Source organism: Streptomyces sp. NPDC023541 (assembly GCF_055559995.1).
In genome coordinates this window covers 250,181-267,996 of record NZ_JBVHJO010000002.1, presented here as the reverse complement: position 1 = coordinate 267,996, position 17,816 = coordinate 250,181, and the positions used below count along the sequence as shown (strand labels likewise).

17 protein-coding genes are annotated in these 17,816 nt (G+C 70.0%); 8 read left to right on the top strand and 9 right to left on the bottom strand.

Features of this window, described 5'->3' with window-relative positions; genetic code table 11:
- Positions 1 to 204: 204 nt before the first annotated feature.
- Complete coding sequence (gene dusB / locus ACZ3X1_RS05155) at positions 205 to 1,365, bottom strand: tRNA dihydrouridine synthase DusB (RefSeq protein WP_467277573.1); 1,161 nt, start codon at positions 1,363 to 1,365, stop codon at positions 205 to 207.
- A 33-nt stretch (positions 1,366 to 1,398) separates the two neighbouring features.
- Here dusB and ACZ3X1_RS05150 point away from each other — a divergent pair, with 33 nt between their 5' ends.
- The gene (locus ACZ3X1_RS05150; protein WP_467276765.1) at positions 1,399 to 2,847 is read left to right on the top strand and encodes an MFS transporter; all 1,449 of its coding nucleotides are present in this window, start codon (positions 1,399 to 1,401) and stop codon (positions 2,845 to 2,847) included.
- Positions 2,848 to 3,036: 189 nt separating this feature from the next.
- On the opposite strand, the gene ACZ3X1_RS05145 is transcribed toward ACZ3X1_RS05150, so the two are convergent.
- Positions 3,037 to 3,444 carry a MarR family winged helix-turn-helix transcriptional regulator gene (locus tag ACZ3X1_RS05145; RefSeq protein WP_467276761.1) on the bottom strand — a complete coding sequence of 136 codons (408 nt, stop codon included), beginning with the start codon at positions 3,442 to 3,444 and terminating at the stop codon, positions 3,037 to 3,039.
- Between ACZ3X1_RS05145 and ACZ3X1_RS05140 the strand changes: the two genes are divergently transcribed.
- From ACZ3X1_RS05140 to ACZ3X1_RS05130, 3 genes are read left to right on the top strand one after another with little or no spacing between them, the layout of a single operon-like run.
- On the top strand, positions 3,416 to 3,595 hold the full coding sequence (locus ACZ3X1_RS05140; protein ID WP_467276757.1) for a DoxX family protein: 180 nt from the start codon (positions 3,416 to 3,418) through the stop codon (positions 3,593 to 3,595). The two genes, ACZ3X1_RS05145 and ACZ3X1_RS05140, sit on opposite strands and share 29 nt — an antisense overlap.
- A 59-nt stretch (positions 3,596 to 3,654) precedes the next feature.
- Complete coding sequence (locus ACZ3X1_RS05135) at positions 3,655 to 4,737, top strand: aldo/keto reductase (protein WP_467276754.1); 1,083 nt, start codon at positions 3,655 to 3,657, stop codon at positions 4,735 to 4,737.
- 21 nt (positions 4,738 to 4,758) lie between these two features.
- Positions 4,759 to 5,352 (top strand): TetR/AcrR family transcriptional regulator, encoded by a 594-nt coding sequence (locus ACZ3X1_RS05130; protein WP_362627672.1) that lies wholly within the window; start codon positions 4,759 to 4,761, stop codon positions 5,350 to 5,352.
- A gap of 184 nt (positions 5,353 to 5,536) precedes the next feature.
- Here ACZ3X1_RS05130 and ACZ3X1_RS05125 read toward each other — a convergent pair whose 3' ends face one another.
- The gene (locus tag ACZ3X1_RS05125; RefSeq protein ID WP_467276750.1) at positions 5,537 to 6,919 is read right to left on the bottom strand and encodes a glycine--tRNA ligase; all 1,383 of its coding nucleotides are present in this window, start codon (positions 6,917 to 6,919) and stop codon (positions 5,537 to 5,539) included.
- 155 nt (positions 6,920 to 7,074) lie between these two features.
- On the opposite strand from ACZ3X1_RS05125, the gene ACZ3X1_RS05120 reads away from it, so the two are divergent.
- Genes ACZ3X1_RS05120 through ACZ3X1_RS05105 form a run of 4 tightly spaced genes read left to right on the top strand, consistent with a single transcriptional unit; the run spans position 7,075 to position 10,201 of the window.
- Entirely contained in the window at positions 7,075 to 8,049 is a 975-nt protein-coding gene (locus ACZ3X1_RS05120) for a metal ABC transporter substrate-binding protein (RefSeq protein ID WP_467276747.1), read from the top strand.
- A complete protein-coding gene (locus tag ACZ3X1_RS05115) occupies positions 8,049 to 8,867 on the top strand; it encodes a metal ABC transporter ATP-binding protein (protein WP_390076866.1) in 819 nt (272 codons plus the stop codon). Before ACZ3X1_RS05120 ends, ACZ3X1_RS05115 begins: the two co-directional genes overlap by 1 nt.
- Positions 8,867 to 9,730, top strand: coding sequence for a metal ABC transporter permease (locus ACZ3X1_RS05110; RefSeq protein ID WP_356815202.1), 864 nt, complete (start codon positions 8,867 to 8,869; stop codon positions 9,728 to 9,730). The genes ACZ3X1_RS05115 and ACZ3X1_RS05110 overlap by 1 nt, the downstream gene beginning before the upstream one ends.
- Positions 9,731 to 9,772: 42 nt before the next feature.
- Entirely contained in the window at positions 9,773 to 10,201 is a 429-nt protein-coding gene (locus ACZ3X1_RS05105) for a Fur family transcriptional regulator (protein ID WP_030649766.1), read from the top strand.
- On the opposite strand, the gene ACZ3X1_RS05100 is transcribed toward ACZ3X1_RS05105, so the two are convergent.
- The 6 genes from ACZ3X1_RS05100 to leuA form a co-directional block, all read right to left on the bottom strand.
- Positions 10,198 to 10,764: a YcxB family protein gene (locus tag ACZ3X1_RS05100; protein WP_356815201.1), complete on the bottom strand. Its 567-nt coding sequence runs from the start codon at positions 10,762 to 10,764 to the stop codon at positions 10,198 to 10,200. The genes ACZ3X1_RS05105 and ACZ3X1_RS05100 overlap by 4 nt on opposite strands.
- 26 nt (positions 10,765 to 10,790) lie before the next feature.
- The gene (locus ACZ3X1_RS05095; RefSeq protein ID WP_362634783.1) at positions 10,791 to 11,618 is read right to left on the bottom strand and encodes an isoprenyl transferase; all 828 of its coding nucleotides are present in this window, start codon (positions 11,616 to 11,618) and stop codon (positions 10,791 to 10,793) included.
- An 11-nt stretch (positions 11,619 to 11,629) separates the two neighbouring features.
- A complete protein-coding gene (recO, locus tag ACZ3X1_RS05090) occupies positions 11,630 to 12,376 on the bottom strand; it encodes a DNA repair protein RecO (RefSeq protein ID WP_030649778.1) in 747 nt (248 codons plus the stop codon).
- Positions 12,377 to 12,471: 95 nt separating this feature from the next.
- Positions 12,472 to 14,031 (bottom strand): nucleobase:cation symporter-2 family protein, encoded by a 1,560-nt coding sequence (locus tag ACZ3X1_RS05085; protein ID WP_467276730.1) that lies wholly within the window; start codon positions 14,029 to 14,031, stop codon positions 12,472 to 12,474.
- Between the two features lie 537 nt (positions 14,032 to 14,568).
- Positions 14,569 to 15,264, bottom strand: coding sequence for a TerB family tellurite resistance protein (locus tag ACZ3X1_RS05080; protein WP_467276726.1), 696 nt, complete (start codon positions 15,262 to 15,264; stop codon positions 14,569 to 14,571).
- 584 nt (positions 15,265 to 15,848) lie between these two features.
- Positions 15,849 to 17,612, bottom strand: coding sequence for a 2-isopropylmalate synthase (leuA, locus tag ACZ3X1_RS05075; protein ID WP_467276723.1), 1,764 nt, complete (start codon positions 17,610 to 17,612; stop codon positions 15,849 to 15,851).
- Between the last annotated feature and the right edge of the window lie 204 nt (positions 17,613 to 17,816).

Here is a 17,816-nt window from a genome sequence, read left to right as displayed (position 1 = left end):
TTCAGGTCCCGAAGGGAGAGGGTGCCACTGAGGCTTGTTCACGCTCGGATGAGCGATCATCGATACATTTGCGTTCAAGTATTGAACACACAAAGGGTGGCACCCAGTGCCACCCTTTGAAAGTCTTACCCGTGACTTATCTGCTCATCTGAGCGAAACCTCTCCCATGCGTGGCGTATATCACGCACCACGGAGGGCGATTTGTCAGCCTCCGGAGGTGTCCAGTTCCGCGTCCTCGCCCACGCCCGCACAGTCGTACGGATCCCTCAGCCAGCCGTCGGGCAGGACAACTCGGTTGTTTCCGGACGTCCGGCCGCGCGGACCGTCGGCACTCTCCGGCCATGCTTGATCCAAGTCGAGCTCGCTCAGATGAGCGTCCAACTCGGCCAGCGAAGAGGTCACCGCGAGCTTCTTGCGCATCTCGGACCCGACCGAGAAGCCCTTGAGGTACCAAGCGACGTGCTTACGGAAGTCGATCACGCCGCGGGCCTCGTCGCCGATCCACTCCCCCAGCAGCTGGGCGTGCCGGTGCATGCTCCGGGCCACCTCGCGCAGGGTGGGCCGGTGGAAGTCCTCCGGCCGCCCCTCGAAGGCCGCCACCAGGTCGTTGAACAGCCACGGCCGCCCCAGGCAGCCTCGGCCCACGACCACGCCGTCGCAGCCGGTCTCGCGGACCATGCGCAGCGCGTCCTCGGCGCACCAGATGTCGCCGTTGCCGAGGACCGGTATCTCCGGCACGTGCTCCTTGAGCCGCGCGATGGCCTCCCAGTCGGCGTTGCCGCCGTAGTGCTGCGCGGTGGTCCGTCCGTGCAGGGCGATGGCGGTGACCCCCTCCTCGACGGCGATGCGGCCCGCGTCGAGGTAGGTGAGGTGGTCGTCGTCGATGCCCTTGCGCATCTTCATGGTCACGGGCAGGTCGCCGGCCCCGGCAACGGCCTCGCGCAGGATCGCGCGCAGCAGGTTGCGCTTGTACGGCAGCGCCGAGCCGCCGCCCTTTCGGGTGACCTTGGGGACGGGGCAGCCGAAGTTGAGGTCGATGTGGTCGGCCCGGTCCTCCTCGACGATCATGCGGACCGCTTTGCCCACCGTCACCGGGTCGACCCCGTACAGCTGAATCGACCGGGGCTTCTCGGTCTCGTCGAAGTGGATCAGCTGCATGGTCTTCTCATTGCGCTCGACCAGGGCGCGGGTCGTGATCATCTCGCTCACGAACAGCCCCTTGCCGCCCGAGAACTCCCGGCAGAGGGTACGGAACGGGGCATTGGTGATGCCGGCCATGGGCGCGAGCACCACCGGGGGCTGCACGGTGTGCGGGCCGATCGCGAGAGGCGGAGGGAGCGTGGTCATCCGCCCATTGTCCCGCATGCCGAGGGGGTCGGGCGGACGTAGCATCGGCGCATGATCGAGCCGAGTCACCGGCAGCGCACGATCGTCCTGGCGATCTGCTGCATGAGCCTGCTCATCGTCAGCCTCGACAACACCGTGCTCAACGTCGCGCTCCCGTCGATGCGCCGCGAGCTCGACGCCTCGGTCGCGGGGCTGCAGTGGACCATCGACGCGTACACGCTCGTCCTCGCCTCGCTGCTGATGCTCATGGGCTCCACGGCCGACCGGATCGGCCGCCGCAAGGTGTTCGTCGCCGGTCTGCTGGCCTTCGGGCTGGGCTCGCTGCTCTGCTCCCTCGCGCCGAGCCTCGGCTGGCTCATCGTCTTCCGGATGGTGCAGGCGGTCGGCGGCGCGATGCTCAACCCGGTCGCGATGTCGATCATCACCAACACCTTCACCGATCCGGCCGAGCGGGCCCGGGCCATCGGCGTGTGGGGCGCGGTCGGAGGCATCTCGATGGCCGCGGGCCCCCTGATCGGCGGGGTGCTGGTGGACTCCGTGGGCTGGCGCTCGATCTTCCTGATCAACCTGCCGATCGGCCTGGCGGCGCTCGTGCTGACCCTGCGCCACATCCCGGAGTCCCGGGCGGCCCGGCCGCGCCGCCCCGACCCGCTGGGTCAGGTGCTGGTGATCACACTGCTCGGCAGCCTGACGTACGGGATCATCGAGGCGCCCGCCGCCGGCTGGCGCTCGCCGCTGATCATGGGGTGCGCGGTGGTGGCCGTCGCCTCGCTCGTGGGCCTGCTGGTCCACGAGCCCCGGCGCGCGGAGCCGCTGATCGACCTCCGGTTCTTCCGGAGCGCGCCCTTCAGCGGCTCGACGGTGATCGCGATCAGCGCCTTCGCCGGGCTGGCCGGCTTCCTCTTCCTGAACACGCTCTACCTCCAGGACGTCCGGGGGCTCAGCGCCCTGCACGCGGGGCTCTACATGCTGCCGATGGCCGGCCTGACCGTGCTGTTCGCACCGCTGGCGGGGCGGCTGGTCGGCAGCCGGGGGCCGCGGATCTGCCTGTTGATCGCGGGAGTGGCGATGGCGGCGAGCGGGCTGCTGTTCGCCCTGTTCGAGGCGGAGACGTCCAACCCGCTCCTGTTCACCGGGTACGTGCTGTTCGGGCTCGGCTTCGGCATGGTGAACGCGCCGATCACCAATACGGCCGTGTCCGGGATGCCGCGCTCCCAGGCGGGTGTCGCGGCCGCCATCGCCTCCACCAGCCGGCAGACGGGCGGCACACTGGGCGTCGCGGTCATCGGCTCGGTCCTGGCGGCCGGCCTGGCCGGCGGCCAGGACTTCTCCGGGGCCGCCCAGCCGGCCTGGTGGATCATCACCCTGTGCGGGCTGCTCGTCCTGGTCGTGGGCGCGGCGACGAGCGGCACCTGGGCCCGCGGGACGGCGGAACGCACGGCCCGCACCCTGGAGGAGGCCAGCGGACCCGCCGCGGCCGTGGGGTCTGCGCGCGGCTAAGGGCTGTCCCGGCGGGCGCACGACGACAGCCACGGCACCTCGCCGCGTTGTCGGAACGCCCCGATACGCCCAGTATCAGCACGCTCCTCCGCCTTGCGATGCACCGCGTCTGACACCACGCGCTGATCCACCGGGGCTTACGGGACAGCCCTTGGGCAGTGTCTTTCGGACCTTGCCGGACGGCGGCCCCTACTCGCCGCAGTCGAAGTCCTCGGCCGAGGTGTTGACCCGGTCCAGAAGGGCGCGCAGACGGTCGCGTTCCTGGACCGACAGGCTCGCGAACATGCCGTCCTCGACCTCGTCCAGGGCTGCGTTCGTCTTCGCCAGAGCGGCTTGCCCGGCGAGGGTGATGGCCACGTTGTGGCGGCGGCGGTCGGCGGGGTCGCGGCGGCGTTCTGCGAGGCCTTCGCCCTCCAGGTCGTCCAGGACTCCGACGAGCACGCTCGGGTCGACCTCCAGCCGGTCGGCGAGCGCCCGCTGGCTGATGGGGCCGCCTTCGAGGTGCATCAGCGTCACCACGTGCCGCGGGGTGAGGCCGGCCGCGCCGAGAGCCTGGGCCGCCGGCGCGATGGGCCTGGTCGCGGGCCTGTGGGTCACTCCGCTCGGCGTGGCCGCCGGGTCCGGCGCAACCCTCTACTTCATCGGCGCCCTCATCAGCCACCTGCGGGTCAAGGACTACGAGCTCGCACCGGCGGCCGGCCTCGCGCTCGTCGCCGCGGCGGCAATGACTTTGCGCGTCCTCGCCTGACCCGACACTGACGGGTGACAGATATTGAAATCTGTCACCCGTCCTGTCATTCTCGTTCCATGACCAGGAACGAGACCATCGATGCGACCACCGCCGACCCGGTCGGCACCACCACGACGACCACGGCCCGCCCGCGGCGCCTCGGCAGCACCGGCCCCTGCGTCTTCCCGCTCGGGCTGGGCTGCATGGGGATGTCCGCCCTCTACGGGGAAGCCGACCGCGCCGAGTCCATCGCGACCGTCCACGCGTACCTGGACGCCGTCCCCGAGGGCACGAACACGCTGCTGGACACCGGCGACTTCTACGGCATGGGCCACAACGAGCTGCTGATCAACGAAGCCCTCCGCACGGCGTCCGCGGCGGCCCGCGACCGGGCGCTGACCAGCGTCAAGTTCGGCGCGCTGCGCACGGTCGAGGGCGGCTTCGCCGGCTATGACGGCCGCCCCGAGGCCGTCAGGAACTTCCTGGCCTACTCGCTCCAGCGGCTCGGCCGGGACCACATCGACATCTACCGGATCGCCCGCGTGGACCCGGACGTGCCGATCGAGGAGACCGTCGGAGCCATCGCCGAAGCGGTCCAGGCCGGGCACGTGCGCCACATCGGCCTCTCGGAGGTCGGCGCCGACACCCTGCGCCGGGCCGCCGCCGTGGCCCCGATCTGCGACCTCCAGATCGAGTACTCACTGATCTCGCGCGGAATCGAGGACGAGATCCTGCCGACCGCCCGCGAGCTCGGCATCGGCGTCACGGCATACGGGGTGCTGTCCCGCGGCCTGATCAGCGGCCACTTCACCCGCGACCGAACCCTGGCCCCGGGCGACTTCCGCGGGATGAGCCCCCGCTTCCAGGGCGAGAACCTCGACCGCAACCTGGACCTCGTCGACGCCCTGCGCAAGGTCGCCGACGACAAGGGCGTGAGCGTCGCCCAGATCGCCATAGCCTGGGTGCTCTCGCGCGGTGAGGACATCGTGCCGCTGGTGGGCGCCCGGCGCCGCGACCGCCTCACCGAGGCACTGGGTGCCATGGACCTCACCCTCAGCCCGGCAGACCTGGCCGCCGTCGAGGAGGCCGTGCCCGCCGGTGCGGCGGCGGGCGAGCGCTATCCGGCAGCGCAGATGGCCCACCTCGACAGCGAGCACTGAGCTGGCGGTACGGTCGTACCCATGCCACCCGCTGCCGCCGAGCCCCTCACCCCCGAGCGCATCCTCGAAACCACCGAGGAGGTGCTGCGTCGCTTCGGCCCCACCAAGGCGACCGTGGTGGACGTGGCGCGCGCCCTGGGAGTGAGCCACGGCAGCGTCTACCGGCACTTCCCCTCGAAGGCCGCGCTGCGCGAGGCCGTCACCGACCGCTGGCTCGCCAAGAGCGTCGTCGTGCTGGAGCGGATCGCCTCGGCCCCCGCCGAGAGCGCACCCTCCAAGCTGGAGGCGTGGCTGGAGGCGCTGTTCGCGGCCAAGCGCCACAAGGCCGGCGACGATCCGGAGCTGTTCGCGACGTACACGGTGCTCCTCGCCGAGAACAGCGGGACGGTGGAGCAGCATCTGACCGAGCTGATCGACCAGTTGGCCCGGATCATCGCGCAGGGCGTCGCCGACGGTTCCCTCGCGGCACCCGACGTGCCGGCCGCGGCCCGCGCGGTCTTCGACGCCACCGGCCGTTTCCACGACCCGCAGTACGCGGCGGAATGGTTCTCCCCCACCATCCTCGCGGAGTTCGAGGCGGTCACCGCTCTGGTGATCAGGGGCCTGCGCGCCTGAGGCACCTCCGGCACCCGCCGGACATCCCGAACAGGCCTTCCGGCGCGGCTTTGTGATCATTTTTGGCGCCCCCACCTTGTCCGTACGCTGTCAAGGTTCCTACGGTTCCCCTACGACGTACGACAACGACCGGTGGCCCGGCGCGCAGTGCGCGCCGGGCCACCGGTCGTTCGTGCGGCGCCCGTCAGCAGCCGAGCAGGCGGCTGCCGAGGTAGCCCTGGATCTGGTCCAGGGACACGCGCTCCTGCTTCATGGTGTCGCGCTCGCGCACGGTCACCGCGTTGTCGTCCAGAGTGTCGAAGTCGACGGTGACGCAGAACGGCGTACCGATCTCGTCCTGGCGGCGGTAGCGGCGGCCGATGGCGCCCGCGTCGTCGAACTCGATGTTCCAGTTCTTGCGCAGGTCGGCGGCCAGGCCCTTGGCCTTCGGCGACAGCTGCGCGTTGCGGGACAGCGGCAGGACGGCGACCTTGATCGGGGACAGGCGCGGGTCGAGGCGCATCACGGTGCGCTTCTCCATGACGCCCTTGGCGTTGGGGGCCTCGTCCTCGTTGTAGGCGTCGAGCATGAAGGCGAGCATGGCGCGGTTCACACCGGCCGCCGGCTCGATGACGAACGGGGTGTAGCGCTCACCGGCCTCCTGGTCGAAGAAGGTGAGGTCCTGGCCGGAGGCCGCGGCGTGCGCCTTGAGGTCGTAGTCGGTGCGGTTGGCGACGCCCTCGAGCTCGGAGAACTCGCTGCCACCGAAGTTGAAGCGGTACTCGATGTCGGCGGTGCGCTTCGAGTAGTGGGACAGCTTCTCCTTCGGGTGCTCGTACCAGCGGATGTTCTCCTCACGGATGCCGAGGTCGCGGTACCAGTTCCACCGCTCCTGCATCCAGTACTCCTGCCACTGCTCGTCCTCGCCGGGCTTGACGAAGAACTCCATCTCCATCTGCTCGAACTCGCGGGTGCGGAAGATGAAGTTGCCCGGCGTGATCTCGTTGCGGAAGGACTTGCCCATCTGCGCGATGCCGAAGGGCGGCTTCTTGCGCGAGGTGACCTGGACCTGGGCGAACTGCGTGAAGATGCCCTGCGCGGTCTCGGGGCGCAGGTACGCCTTGGAGCCGGTGTCCTGGGTCGGGCCGAGGTGGGTCTCCAGCATGCCGGAGAACTGCTTGGGCTCGGTGAACTGGCCCTTCACACCACAGTTGGGGCAGTTGATGTCGGCCAGGCCGTTCTCGGGGAGGCGGCCGTGCTTGGCCTCGTACGCCTCTTCGAGGTGGTCGGCGCGGTGGCGCTTGTGGCAGGAGGTGCACTCGGTCAGCGGGTCCGAGAAAGTGGCGACGTGGCCGGAGGCCACCCAGACCTCGGGGGCCAGGATCACGGACGAGTCGAGACCGACGACGTCCTCACGCCCGGTGACCATCGCCTTCCACCACTGGCGCTTGATGTTCTCCTTGAGCTCGACACCGAGCGGGCCGTAGTCCCAGGCGGCCTTGGAGCCGCCGTAGATCTCACTGCACGGGAAAACGAAGCCACGGCGCTTGCTCAGGCTGACGATGGTTTCGATCTTGTCGGCGGCCACGGTGCTCTCTTCATTACGAGGACGAACGGCGAAGTCTTTAGGTTACCGGCGCCCGCACCCCCGCTTTCAAATCGGTTCCCCTTCCACGCCCGCCCGCCCGGCCCTCCCACCTGGGTTTTTGACAATCGTTTCCATCTTTGATGAAAATGGATGTCATGAACGTACGACGCCTCATACCCACCGCCGCCCTCGCCGGCGCCGTCGCCCTCGGCGCCACGGCCCTGACCTCCTGCTCCGGAGCGGGTGCCGCCGGCGGCGAGGACGGCAAACTCGGCGTGACGGCGTCGTTCTACCCCCTCCAGTTCGTCGCCGAGCAGATCGGCAAGGAGCACGTGAAGGTCGACGGCCTGACCAAGCCGGGCGTCGAACCGCACGACCTGGAGATCACTCCCAAGCAGACCGCGCAGCTCGGCGAGGCCGACGTGGTCCTCTACCTCAAGAACCTGCAGCCCGCCGTCGACAAGGCCGTCGCCCAGTCCGGCGTGAAGAACGTCGTCGACGCAGCCACCCTCACCGAGCTGGAGGCCCACGGCGCCTCCGACCACGACCACGCCGCCGAGGAGGCCCACACCGAGGGCGAGGGCCACGACCACAGCCAGGGCGAGGGCGGTACCGACCCCCACGTCTGGCTCGACCCGGTCAAGTACGCGGAGATCGCCAAGGGCGTCGGCGCGGCCCTGGAGAAGGCCGACCCCGGCCACGCGGCGGACTACAAGAAGAACACCGACGAACTGGTCGGCAAGCTGGCGGCGTTGGACACCGAGTTCAAGGACGGCCTGAAGAACACGGCCTCCAGGACCTTCATCACCACCCACTCCGCCTTCGGATACCTCGCCGAGCGCTACGGCCTCGACCAGGAGGGCATCTCCGGCGTCGACCCCGAGTCCGAGCCGAGCCCGGCCCGGATGAAGGATCTTCAGGCGGTCGCGAAGAAGGACAATGTCACCACCGTGTTCTTCGAGACGCTGGCCAGCGACAAGACGGCCAAGACCCTCGCCACGGACACCGGCCTGAAGACCGACGTCCTCGACCCGCTCGAGGGCATCACCGACACGTCCCAGGGCGCCGACTACTTCGAGGTCATGCGGTCCAACCTGAAGAACCTCCAGAAGGCACTCGGAGCCAAGTGATGACAGCAGCAACGGAGGCGCGAGCCATGCAGTCCCCGCCCCGACCGGCCGACGACCGGCCCGTCATATCCCTGCGCGGGGCCAAGGCCTCGCTCGGCTCGCGCCCCGTGCTGCGCGGAATCGACCTCACCGTCCGGCGCGGCGAGGTCGTCGCCCTGCTCGGAGCCAACGGCTCCGGCAAGTCCACGGCCGTCCGCGCCGTGGTCGGCCAGGTCCCGCTGAGCGACGGCTCCCTCAGCCTCTTCGGCACCGACTTCAAGCGCTTCCGCGACTGGTCGCGCGTCGGGTACGTCCCGCAGCGCACCACCGCCGCCGGCGGCGTCCCGGCCACCGTCCGCGAGGTCGTCTCCTCCGGCCGGCTCGCCCGCTCCCGCTTCGGGCTCCTACGCAAGGCCGACAAGGCCGCCATAGAGCACGCCCTGGCCCTGGTCGGCATGGACTCGCACGCCGACGTCTCGGTGGACGCCCTCTCGGGCGGCCAGCACCAGCGCGTCCTCATAGCCCGGGCGCTCGCCGTCGAACCCGAACTGCTGATCATGGACGAGCCGATGGCGGGCGTGGACCTCGCCAACCAGGAGGTCCTGGCGAGCGCCCTGCGCGCGCAGGTCGCCGCCGGCTCCACCGTCCTGCTCGTCCTGCACGAGCTGGGCCCGCTGGAGCCCCTGATCGACCGCGCCGTCGTGCTGCGCGACGGCTGCGTCGTCCACGACGGCCCGCCGCCGGAGGCCGTGGGCCAGCACGCCCTGCCGGGCCACGACCACGTACACCCCCACGCGGCGCACGACGCCGAGCCCCTGCGGACGGGACTGCTGAGCTGATGGACATTCTCGACTACGCCTTCATGCAGCGAGCGCTGATCGCGGCCGCCCTGGTCGGCATCACGGCCCCCGCCATCGGCACGTACCTCGTCCAGCGCCGCCAGGCGCTCATGGGCGACGGCCTCGGCCACGTCGCCATGACCGGTGTCGCTCTCGGTTTCGTCCTCCAGACCAGCCCGGTATGGATGGCGACCCTCGTCGCCGTCGTCGGCGCCGTCGGCATGGAGCTGATCCGCGCCCGCGGCAGGACCAGCGGGGACGTCGCCCTCGCCATGCTCTTCTACGGAGGCCTGGCCGGCGGTGTGATGATCATCAACCTCGGTGGCGGCCAGACGGCCAGCCTCCTGGGCTCCATGTTCGGCTCGATCACCACGGTCGCCACCGAGGACGTCACCGCGATGGCGATCCTCGCCGCGTTCGTCCTCGCCGTCGCGGTCGGTCTGCGCAGGCAGCTCTTCGCCGTCTGCCAGGACGAGGAGTTCGCCCGGGTCACCGGGCTGCCCGTACGCGCCCTGAACCTGCTGATCGCGGTCACCGCCGCGGTCACCGTCACCGTCGCCATGCGCATCGTCGGCCTGCTGCTGGTCAGCGCGATGCTGGTGATCCCGGTCGCCGCCGCCCAGCGGCTCACCCGCAGCTTCGCCACCACCCTGGGCCTGGCCATGGCCATCAGCGTCACCGTCTCCCTGACCGGCACGGCGGCCACCTACTACATCAACGTGCCCTCGGGCGCGACGATCGTGCTGCTCGCGATCGGCGTCTTCGTGGTGCTGACCGCCCTCTCCGCTCCCCTGGCCCGCCGCCGGGCCAAAGCCGCCCCGGCGGTCGAAGAGGTCTGCACGCGCGACGATGTGAAGGTCTAGCGGGCTGGCACAATGGCCGCAGGCCTATACGAGGAGGAACCGGTGGCGACTGCGCCTGGCGAGATGAATACCGCGCCAGTACGAGGACGATCCACCCGCCAGCGGGCCGCAGTGGCTGCGGCGCTGGACGAGGTGGACGAGTTCCGCAGCGCCCAGGAACTCCACGACATGCTCAAGCACCGTGGTGACTCCGTGGGCCTGACCACCGTCTACCGCACCCTTCAGTCCCTCGCGGACGCCGGAGAGGTCGACGTCCTGCGCACCAGCGACGGCGAGTCCGTGTACCGCCGCTGCTCCACCGGCGATCACCACCACCACCTGGTCTGCCGCAAGTGCGGCAAGGCCGTCGAGGTGGAGGGCCCGGCCGTGGAGAAGTGGGCGGAGTCCATCGCGGCCGAGCACGGCTACGTGAACGTCGCCCACACGGTGGAGATCTTCGGCACCTGCGCCGACTGCGCGGCCGCCCTCTAGATCCGGTCCAGGTTCCGGTCCAGGATCGCCCGGATCCGGTCCGCGTCCGCAGGGTCGGCGAGGCCCCGCTTCGGCAGCACCATCACCGTGAGCGCCTGCCTGTCGGCCGAGAACACCGCGAAGTGGGCCGGCGTCTCCGCGTAGTGCGCCAGCGCGGTCCACCGGTGGTGCGTGGAGGTCCCCGACCCGGTGACCGCCACCCCGTCGCCGTCGACGACCGCCCGGCAGTCGCCCGCCGCGTCGAGCACGCCCCGGTGGGCCCGGGCCATGATCCGGTGCCCGGAGAACACGAAGACCCAGCTGAAGACGACGAGCGCGAGCAGCCCGGCCGACACGGGCTCCGGCCCGCCGTCCTGCCAGATCAGCGCCGCGGCGAGCACTGGGCCCAGCAGGCCGAGGAGGAACCACGGCCGTCGCTGGCGACGCCCGGCCGGGGTCCGGTTGCGCAACCTCAGCGCCTCGGCCATGTCCACCACCGTCGGCCGGTAGCGGAGCTCGATCGCCTGCCCGCCCCCTGCCGCCTCGTGTATCCGGTACAGCTGATCCCCGCCCGTATCGTCCATGGGCAGGGATCCTAGGCCGGAGCCCGTCAGCCCGCCGCGCCGGGTGCCTCCGGCTGGTTGGGAACGGCGCCGCCGAAGCGGCGGTCTCGCTGGGCGTACTCCAGGCACGCCGCCCAGAGGTTGCGCCGGTCGAAGTCCGGCCACAGCACGTCCTGGAAGACCATTTCGGCGTACGCGCTCTGCCAGATCAGGTAGTTGGAGGTGCGCTGCTCGCCGCTCGGGCGCAGGAACAGGTCCACGTCCGGCATGTCCGGGTAGTAGATGTACTTGGCGAAGGTCTTCTCGTTGACCTTCGACGGGTCGAGCCTGCCCGCCGCCACGTCCCGGGCGATGGCCTGCGCCGCGTCGGCGATCTCCGCGCGGCCGCCGTAGTTCACGCAGAAGTACAGGGTCATGGCGTCGTTGTCGACGGTCTGCTCCTGCGCGACCTGCAGCTCCTGGACGACCGACTTCCACATCTTCGGCATGCGGCCGACCCAGCGGATGCGGATGCCGAGCTCGTTCATCTCGTCGCGGCGCCGCCGGATGACGTCGCGGTTGAAGTTCATCAGGAAGCGGACCTCGTCGGGCGAGCGCTTCCAGTTCTCCGTCGAGAAGGCGTACAGGGACAGGTTCTTGACGCCCATCTCCAGGCAGCCCTTGAGCACGTCGAGCACGACGCCCTCGCCGACCTTGTGCCCTTCGGTGCGGGGCAGGCCGCGCTCCTTGGCCCACCGGCCGTTGCCGTCCATGACGACGGCGACGTGGTTCGGGACCAGCTCGCCGGGGATCTTCGGCGGGACCGCACCGGAGGGGTGCGGCTCGGGAACCTTGTACTCCCGGCGAGAGCGTCCCAGAATCCCGCGTCGTGCCATGTGCCCAGCTCCTATTTCTCGACGTATCGCAGGGAGCGTAGCCCGCGCTCCAGATGCCAGTGCAAATAGGCGGAGACCAGCCCGCTGCCCTCCCGCACGTGACGCGCCTCACACGCGTCGGCATGCCCCCAGTCGCCCGTCAGCAGGGCGCTGAGCAGGGCGATGGCCTCCGACGAGGGTACGACGCTGCCGGGCACCCGGCAGTCCCCGCATATGACCCCGCCCGCGGCGACGGAGAAGTGCCGGTTGGGGCCGTGGATCCCGCACTTCGCGCAGTCCTCGAAGCTGGGTGCGTAGCCGTTGACGGCGAGGGAGCGCAGCAGGAAGGCGTCCAGGATGAGGTGCGGTTCGTGTTCGCCGCGCGAGAGCGTGCGCAGGGCTCCGACGAGCAGCAGGTACTGCTGTACGGAGGGCTCTCCCTCGTTCTCGGTGAACCGCTCGGCGGTCTCCAGCATGGCGGTGCCGGCGGTGTAGCGGGCGTAGTCGGTGACGATGCCGTTGCCGTACGGGGCGATGATCTCGGTCTGGGTGCAGAGCGGCAGGCTGCGGCCCACCAGTTCGCTGCCGCGGGCGAAGAACTGCACGTCGGCGTGGGAGAAAGGTTCCAGCCGGGCGCCGAACTTGGACTTGGTGCGCCGCACCCCGCGGGCGACCGCCCGTACCCGTCCGTGGCCCCGGGTCAGCAGCGTGATGATGCGGTCCGCCTCACCCAGCTTCTGGGTGCGCAGCACGATGCCGTCGTCGCGGAACAGACTCATGCGCCCATTGTCCCGTACGGGGACCCGCCGGGAGACAGCGACGACCCCTCGCCCGGACGTCGGTCCGGGCGAGGGGTCAGCACCCCTTGGGAGGATCAGGGAGCGGACGGGGACGGCGTGGGGTCGGCGTCGTCCGCCTTCTCGGCCGAGGCGGCGGGGGCGGCGGACGCCGCGGCCCGGGCCGGTACCGCTGCAGGGACCTCGGGGGCCTCGGCGGCCGTGGCGTCGGAGCCGGGCGCGGTGTCGACCTCCGCCTCGGCGAGGGCCCGGGCTCCCGCCTCCGGGGCGTCGTGGGCGTTGTCCTCGGCCAGGCCGTTGAAGATGAGGTTGAGCACGATGGCGGCCGTGGCGCCGAGGGTGACACCGCTGTTGAGCAGCGAGGACAGGTCCGCGTCCATGTGCTTGGTGAAGAAGACCGGGACGGTCGCCGGGAGCAGGGCGAAGGCGAGGGAGACGCCGACGATCAGGGCGTTCTTCTCTTCCTTGAGGTCCACCTTGCCCAGGGTCTGGATGCCGGCCAGGGCGACCATGGCGAACATGACGGTCGCGGCGCCGCCGAGGACGCCGTGCGGTACGGCGGCGACGATCGCGGCGGCCTTGGGCAGCAGACCGAGGACGATCATGAAGACGCCCGCGGCGACGACCACGAAGCGGCTCTTCACCTTCGTCATCCGCACCAGGCCGACGTTCTCGGCGAAGGCCACGTACGGGAAGGAGTTGAGGACACCGCCGAGGGCGGTGGCGGCGCCGTCGGCACGCAGGGCGCGGGCCACGGTCTCGCTGTCGACCTCCTTGCCGACGATGTCGCCGACCGCGTAGGTGTCACCGGTCGTCTCCACCATGGTGATCAGCATGACGATGAGCATCAGGACGATCGGGAACCACTCGAACTTCGGGACGCCGAAGTGGAAGGGGGTGGTGACGCCGATCCAGTCGGACTTGCCCACGTCGCCGAACTTCGCGTCGCCGAGGAGGAAGGCGACCCCGGTGCCGACGACCAGGCCGAGGAGGATCGCGATGCTGGAGAGGAACGGCTTGCCGATCTTCATCAGGATGAGGATGAAGAGCATCGTGCCGCCGGCGTAGGCGAAGTTCTCGGGCTCGCCGAAGTCGGGGCTGCCGAGGCCGCCGGCGGCGTCGTTGAGGCCGACCGGGATCAGGACGATGCCCAGGACGGTGATCACCGTGCCGGTGACGACCGGCGGGAAGAGCCGCATCACCGTCCGGAACGCCTTGGCGGGCAGCCAGGCGAAGGCGAAGGTGGCGATGCCGGCGGTGATGACCGCGCCGTAGATGACCAGCAGGGCGGCCGTTCCGCCGCCCGCTCCGAGGCCGATGGCGATCATCGGTGACACGGCGGTGAAGGTCACGCCCTGGATCAGCGGCAGTCGCGCGCCGATCCGGCCGATGCCCCAGGCCTGGATGATCGACGCGATGCCGCAGGTGAAGAGGTCCGCGTTGATCAGGTAGACCAGCTGTTCAGGGCTCAGCTTGAGTGCGCTGCCCACGATGATCGGGACGATCACCGCGCCGGCGTAGAAGGCGAGTACGTGCTGGAAGCCGTACAGCGCGAGCTTGGGGAGGGGGAGCACCTCGTCGACCGGGTGCGTGCTCTGCTTTCCGCCAGTGGAAAGCCGGGCGGCGACACGTGCCATCTCAGCCTTGCCCTTCAAGGTAGGTAAGTGAGAGGAGATCTGGTTATCCCTGGGCGAAGTGGGTCGTTAACCCGTTGGTTCGCCAGGGTTTTCAGTACGTTCACGTGGGTCGAAGTCCCGCTGTGCGGGGCGGCGGCTTCTCGGCGTGTGACCGGAATTGAACGCCTGTGGGAGGCCTCACAGATATCGTCGACTTCTACAAACTGTTGACCTCACCGGGCACCAGATCTGTAGATTTCTCCAGTGGTGGAGAATCCGGCGCAGGGGTATGAGCCCGGCCTTCCGAAGGAAGGCGATCCGGCTCTGCGAGTGCGAACAGCACTGGCTGCGAGCTGCCACGACGTGCTTTGCGGCCCTTCGGTGGAGCAAAAGAGAAGGGCCCCTTCCGGCGCCCCTGAAGGCGGCCGGAACGGGCCCGGAGTCGTCGACTCCGCTGTTCACAAAGTGTTCACCAGGCGAGATTTCGGCCCCCACGAGGCCGGATCGTTACGTCCGACCGACTCGTTCCGGACGGTTCCGGGGCGGCTCCGGCTCCCTTCAGGGCGCGCGCACCGCCGACAGCAGCCGGGTCACCTCGTCCGCGCCGATCCGCAGCGCCGACCCCACGGTGGCCAGCACCTCGCGCTCGGCCGGGATGTACGGGCCGTCCGCGAGGGCGATCCGCGCGCCCTGGAGCAGGATCGACTCCCGGCCCGGGCCGGCCAGGTGCGGGGCGAGCGGCTCCAGGGCCTCGTGGAGCTCTATCGACAGCGCGGCCCCGCAGCACTCCGGGATGTCGTACAGCCCGAGCCGGCCCTCGTCCGTGGACAGCGCCTCCACGAGGGACTCCAGCTGCTCCTCGGTGCAGTCCTGGAAGCCCGCGGCCCGTACGGCGCACACGGCCGCCTCCAGCGCGCTGCGCGAGGCGGTCCCGCCGGCCGTGAGCACGGCCAGCGCCACGGTGTGCACGGCGTCGCGCAGGAGCGCGGTGAACCGGGTGGTGGTGAGGTGGTCCAGGACGTCGGTGCCGAAGCGCGCGCGGCAGCCCTGGCACTCGACCACGGGCCCCGCCTGCCCGCGCGGCAGCAGCGGCACCCCGAGGACGGTGAACCGGCGGCGGCCGGTGCGCCTGCGGTAGTTGCGGTCCCCACCGCAGTCCGGGCAGAAGAACTCCCCGTCACTCACGGTGCTCCAGGTGGTACGGATGCCCCAGACCGTCAGCTTCCGGCCGTCCCCACCCCGAACTGGCAGCACGTCGCACCTCCGTGGTCGTCCGGCAGCATCGCCGGGTTGGCGTGATGTTAGCCACATCGGTGAGGATGCGTCAGTCGTGCGACAAGACAACATGTCCCCCGCCCGGGAGTTGGCCGATCTGCACCCCCGGTTCCGCTCAGGGGCTGCCGCATGAACGAGCAGTCGTGTCTGGTGGCGGGGCCGCGAGCGGCATCGGCCGGGCCACCGCCGTGCTGATGGCACGCTCCGGCGCCGGGTGACCGGGGCCGATATCACCGGCCCCGGGGTCGAGGCGCCGCGTACGGATCTGGCCGCCGAGGGCCACACGATCACCGCGGTGCGCGGTGACGTCTCCGATCCGGACGACAACCGGACGATGGTCGCCGCCGCCGTGGAGGCCTACGGGGCGCCTCGACGTCGCCGTGGCGAACGCCGGGGTACTCCCTCTTTCGGACGTACGGGAGACCACCGCGCGGGCCTGGGACCACGTCATGGCCATCGGGCCTGTGCACGGCGGCTACCTGGCCCGCTGACGCGCCCCGCGGCCCGGGGGACGACGGAGCCCCGTTCCTCCGGCCGGAGGAGCGGGGCTCACGTACGAGTGGTCAGCGCCCCGCGCGGTTGACGGCGGAGATGACCGCCTTCAGGGAGGCGCGGGTGGTGTTGGCGTCGATGCCGATGCCCCACAGGACACGGCCGTCGATCGCGCACTCGATGTAGGAGGCGGCCACGGCGGACGCGCCCTCGCTCATGGTGTGCTCGGTGTAGTCCAGCAGGCGGGCGTCGACGCCGATGCCGGCCAGCGCGTCGAAGAAGGCCGAGATCGGACCGTTGCCGGTGCCGTTCAGGACCGTGTCCACGCCGTCCACGACCGCCTCGACGGTCAGCGTGTCCGTGCCGTCCTTGTCGGTGGCCGTCGAGCCGGAGCGCAGTTGGATGCGGCCCCACGGGTTCTCCGGGTTGGGCAGGTACTCGTCGCAGAACACGTCCCAGATCGCCTTGGGCGTGACCTCGCCGCCCTCGGCGTCCGTCTTGGCCTGGATGATCCGGGAGAACTCGATCTGCATGCGGCGCGGCAGGTCCAGCTTGTGGTCGTTCTTCAGGACGTACGCGACGCCGCCCTTGCCGGACTGCGAGTTGACCCGGATGACCGCCTCGTAGGAGCGGCCGACGTCCTTGGGGTCGATGGGCAGGTAGGGGACCGCCCACTCGATGTCGTCGACGGTCTTGCCCTGGGCGGCCGCGTCGGCCTCCATGGCGTCGAAGCCCTTCTTGATGGCGTCCTGGTGGGAGCCGGAGAAGGCGGTGTAGACCAGGTCGCCCGCGTAGGGGTGGCGCGGGTGGACCGGCATCTGGTTGCAGTACTCGCTGGTGCGGCGGATCTCGTCGATCTGCGAGAAGTCGATCTGCGGGTCGATGCCCTGGGAGAACAGGTTCATGCCCAGCGTGATCAGGTCGACGTTGCCGGTGCGCTCGCCCTGCCCGAACAGGCAGCCCTCGATGCGGTCGGCGCCGGCCATCAGGGCCAGCTCGGCGGCGGCGACGGCGGTGCCGCGGTCGTTGTGCGGGTGGACCGAGATGCAGATGTGCTCGCGACGGGTCAGGTTGCGGGCCATCCACTCGAAGCGGTCCGCGTGGGTGGACGGCGTCGAACGCTCCACGGTGGCGGGCAGGTTCAGGATGATCTCGCGGCCCTCGGCCGGCTGCCAGACGTCACAGACGGCCTCGCAGACCTCCAGGGCGAAATCCAGCTCGGTGTCGGTGAAGATCTCCGGGCTGTACTGGTAGCCGAAGGTGGTCTCCGGGCCCAGCAGCTTCTCCGCGTACTCCATGACCAGGCGGGTGCCGTCGACGGCGATCTGCTTGATCTGCTCCTTGGAGCCGCGGAAGACGACCCGGCGGAAGGTCGGCGCGGTCGCGTTGTACAGGTGCACGGTGGCGCGCTTGGCGCCGACCAGGGACTCGACGGTCCGCTCGATCAGGTCCTCGCGGGCCTGGGTCAGTACGGAGATGGTCACGTCGTCCGGGATCGCGCCCTCTTCGATGATGGAGCGCACGAAGGCGAAGTCGGTCTCGCCGGAGGACGGGAAGCCGACCTCGATCTCCTTGTAGCCCATGCGCACCAGCAGGTCGAACATCTCGCGCTTGCGGGCCGGGGTCATCGGGTCGATCAGCGACTGGTTGCCGTCCCGCAGGTCGGTGGACAGCCAGCGGGGGGCCTTGGTGACGCGGGCATCGGGCCAGGTGCGGTCCGGGATGTCCACCTGCTCGTACGAGCCGTACTTGTGGATCGGCATCCCGGAGGGCTTCTGGGAGTGGGTCGCGTTCGTGATGGGCGTGGGGCGACCGACAAAAGGCTGCTGGCTCATGGCGTTGGGCTCCTCGCGTGTCCGCGGTAGTTCGCTGGGACGGCCGACGGCGGTCGTAAAAACCGCAACACCAAACTCCGCGGGGAGGGGGCCGGCCTACGACTACAGACCCTCGCCGCGGCAGCTAAGGAGAAGCAGCCCGAAACGCATGATGGGCCGAGCCTATCCGAGCCGCGCCGTAACGCGAGGACCTGTTTCAGTATG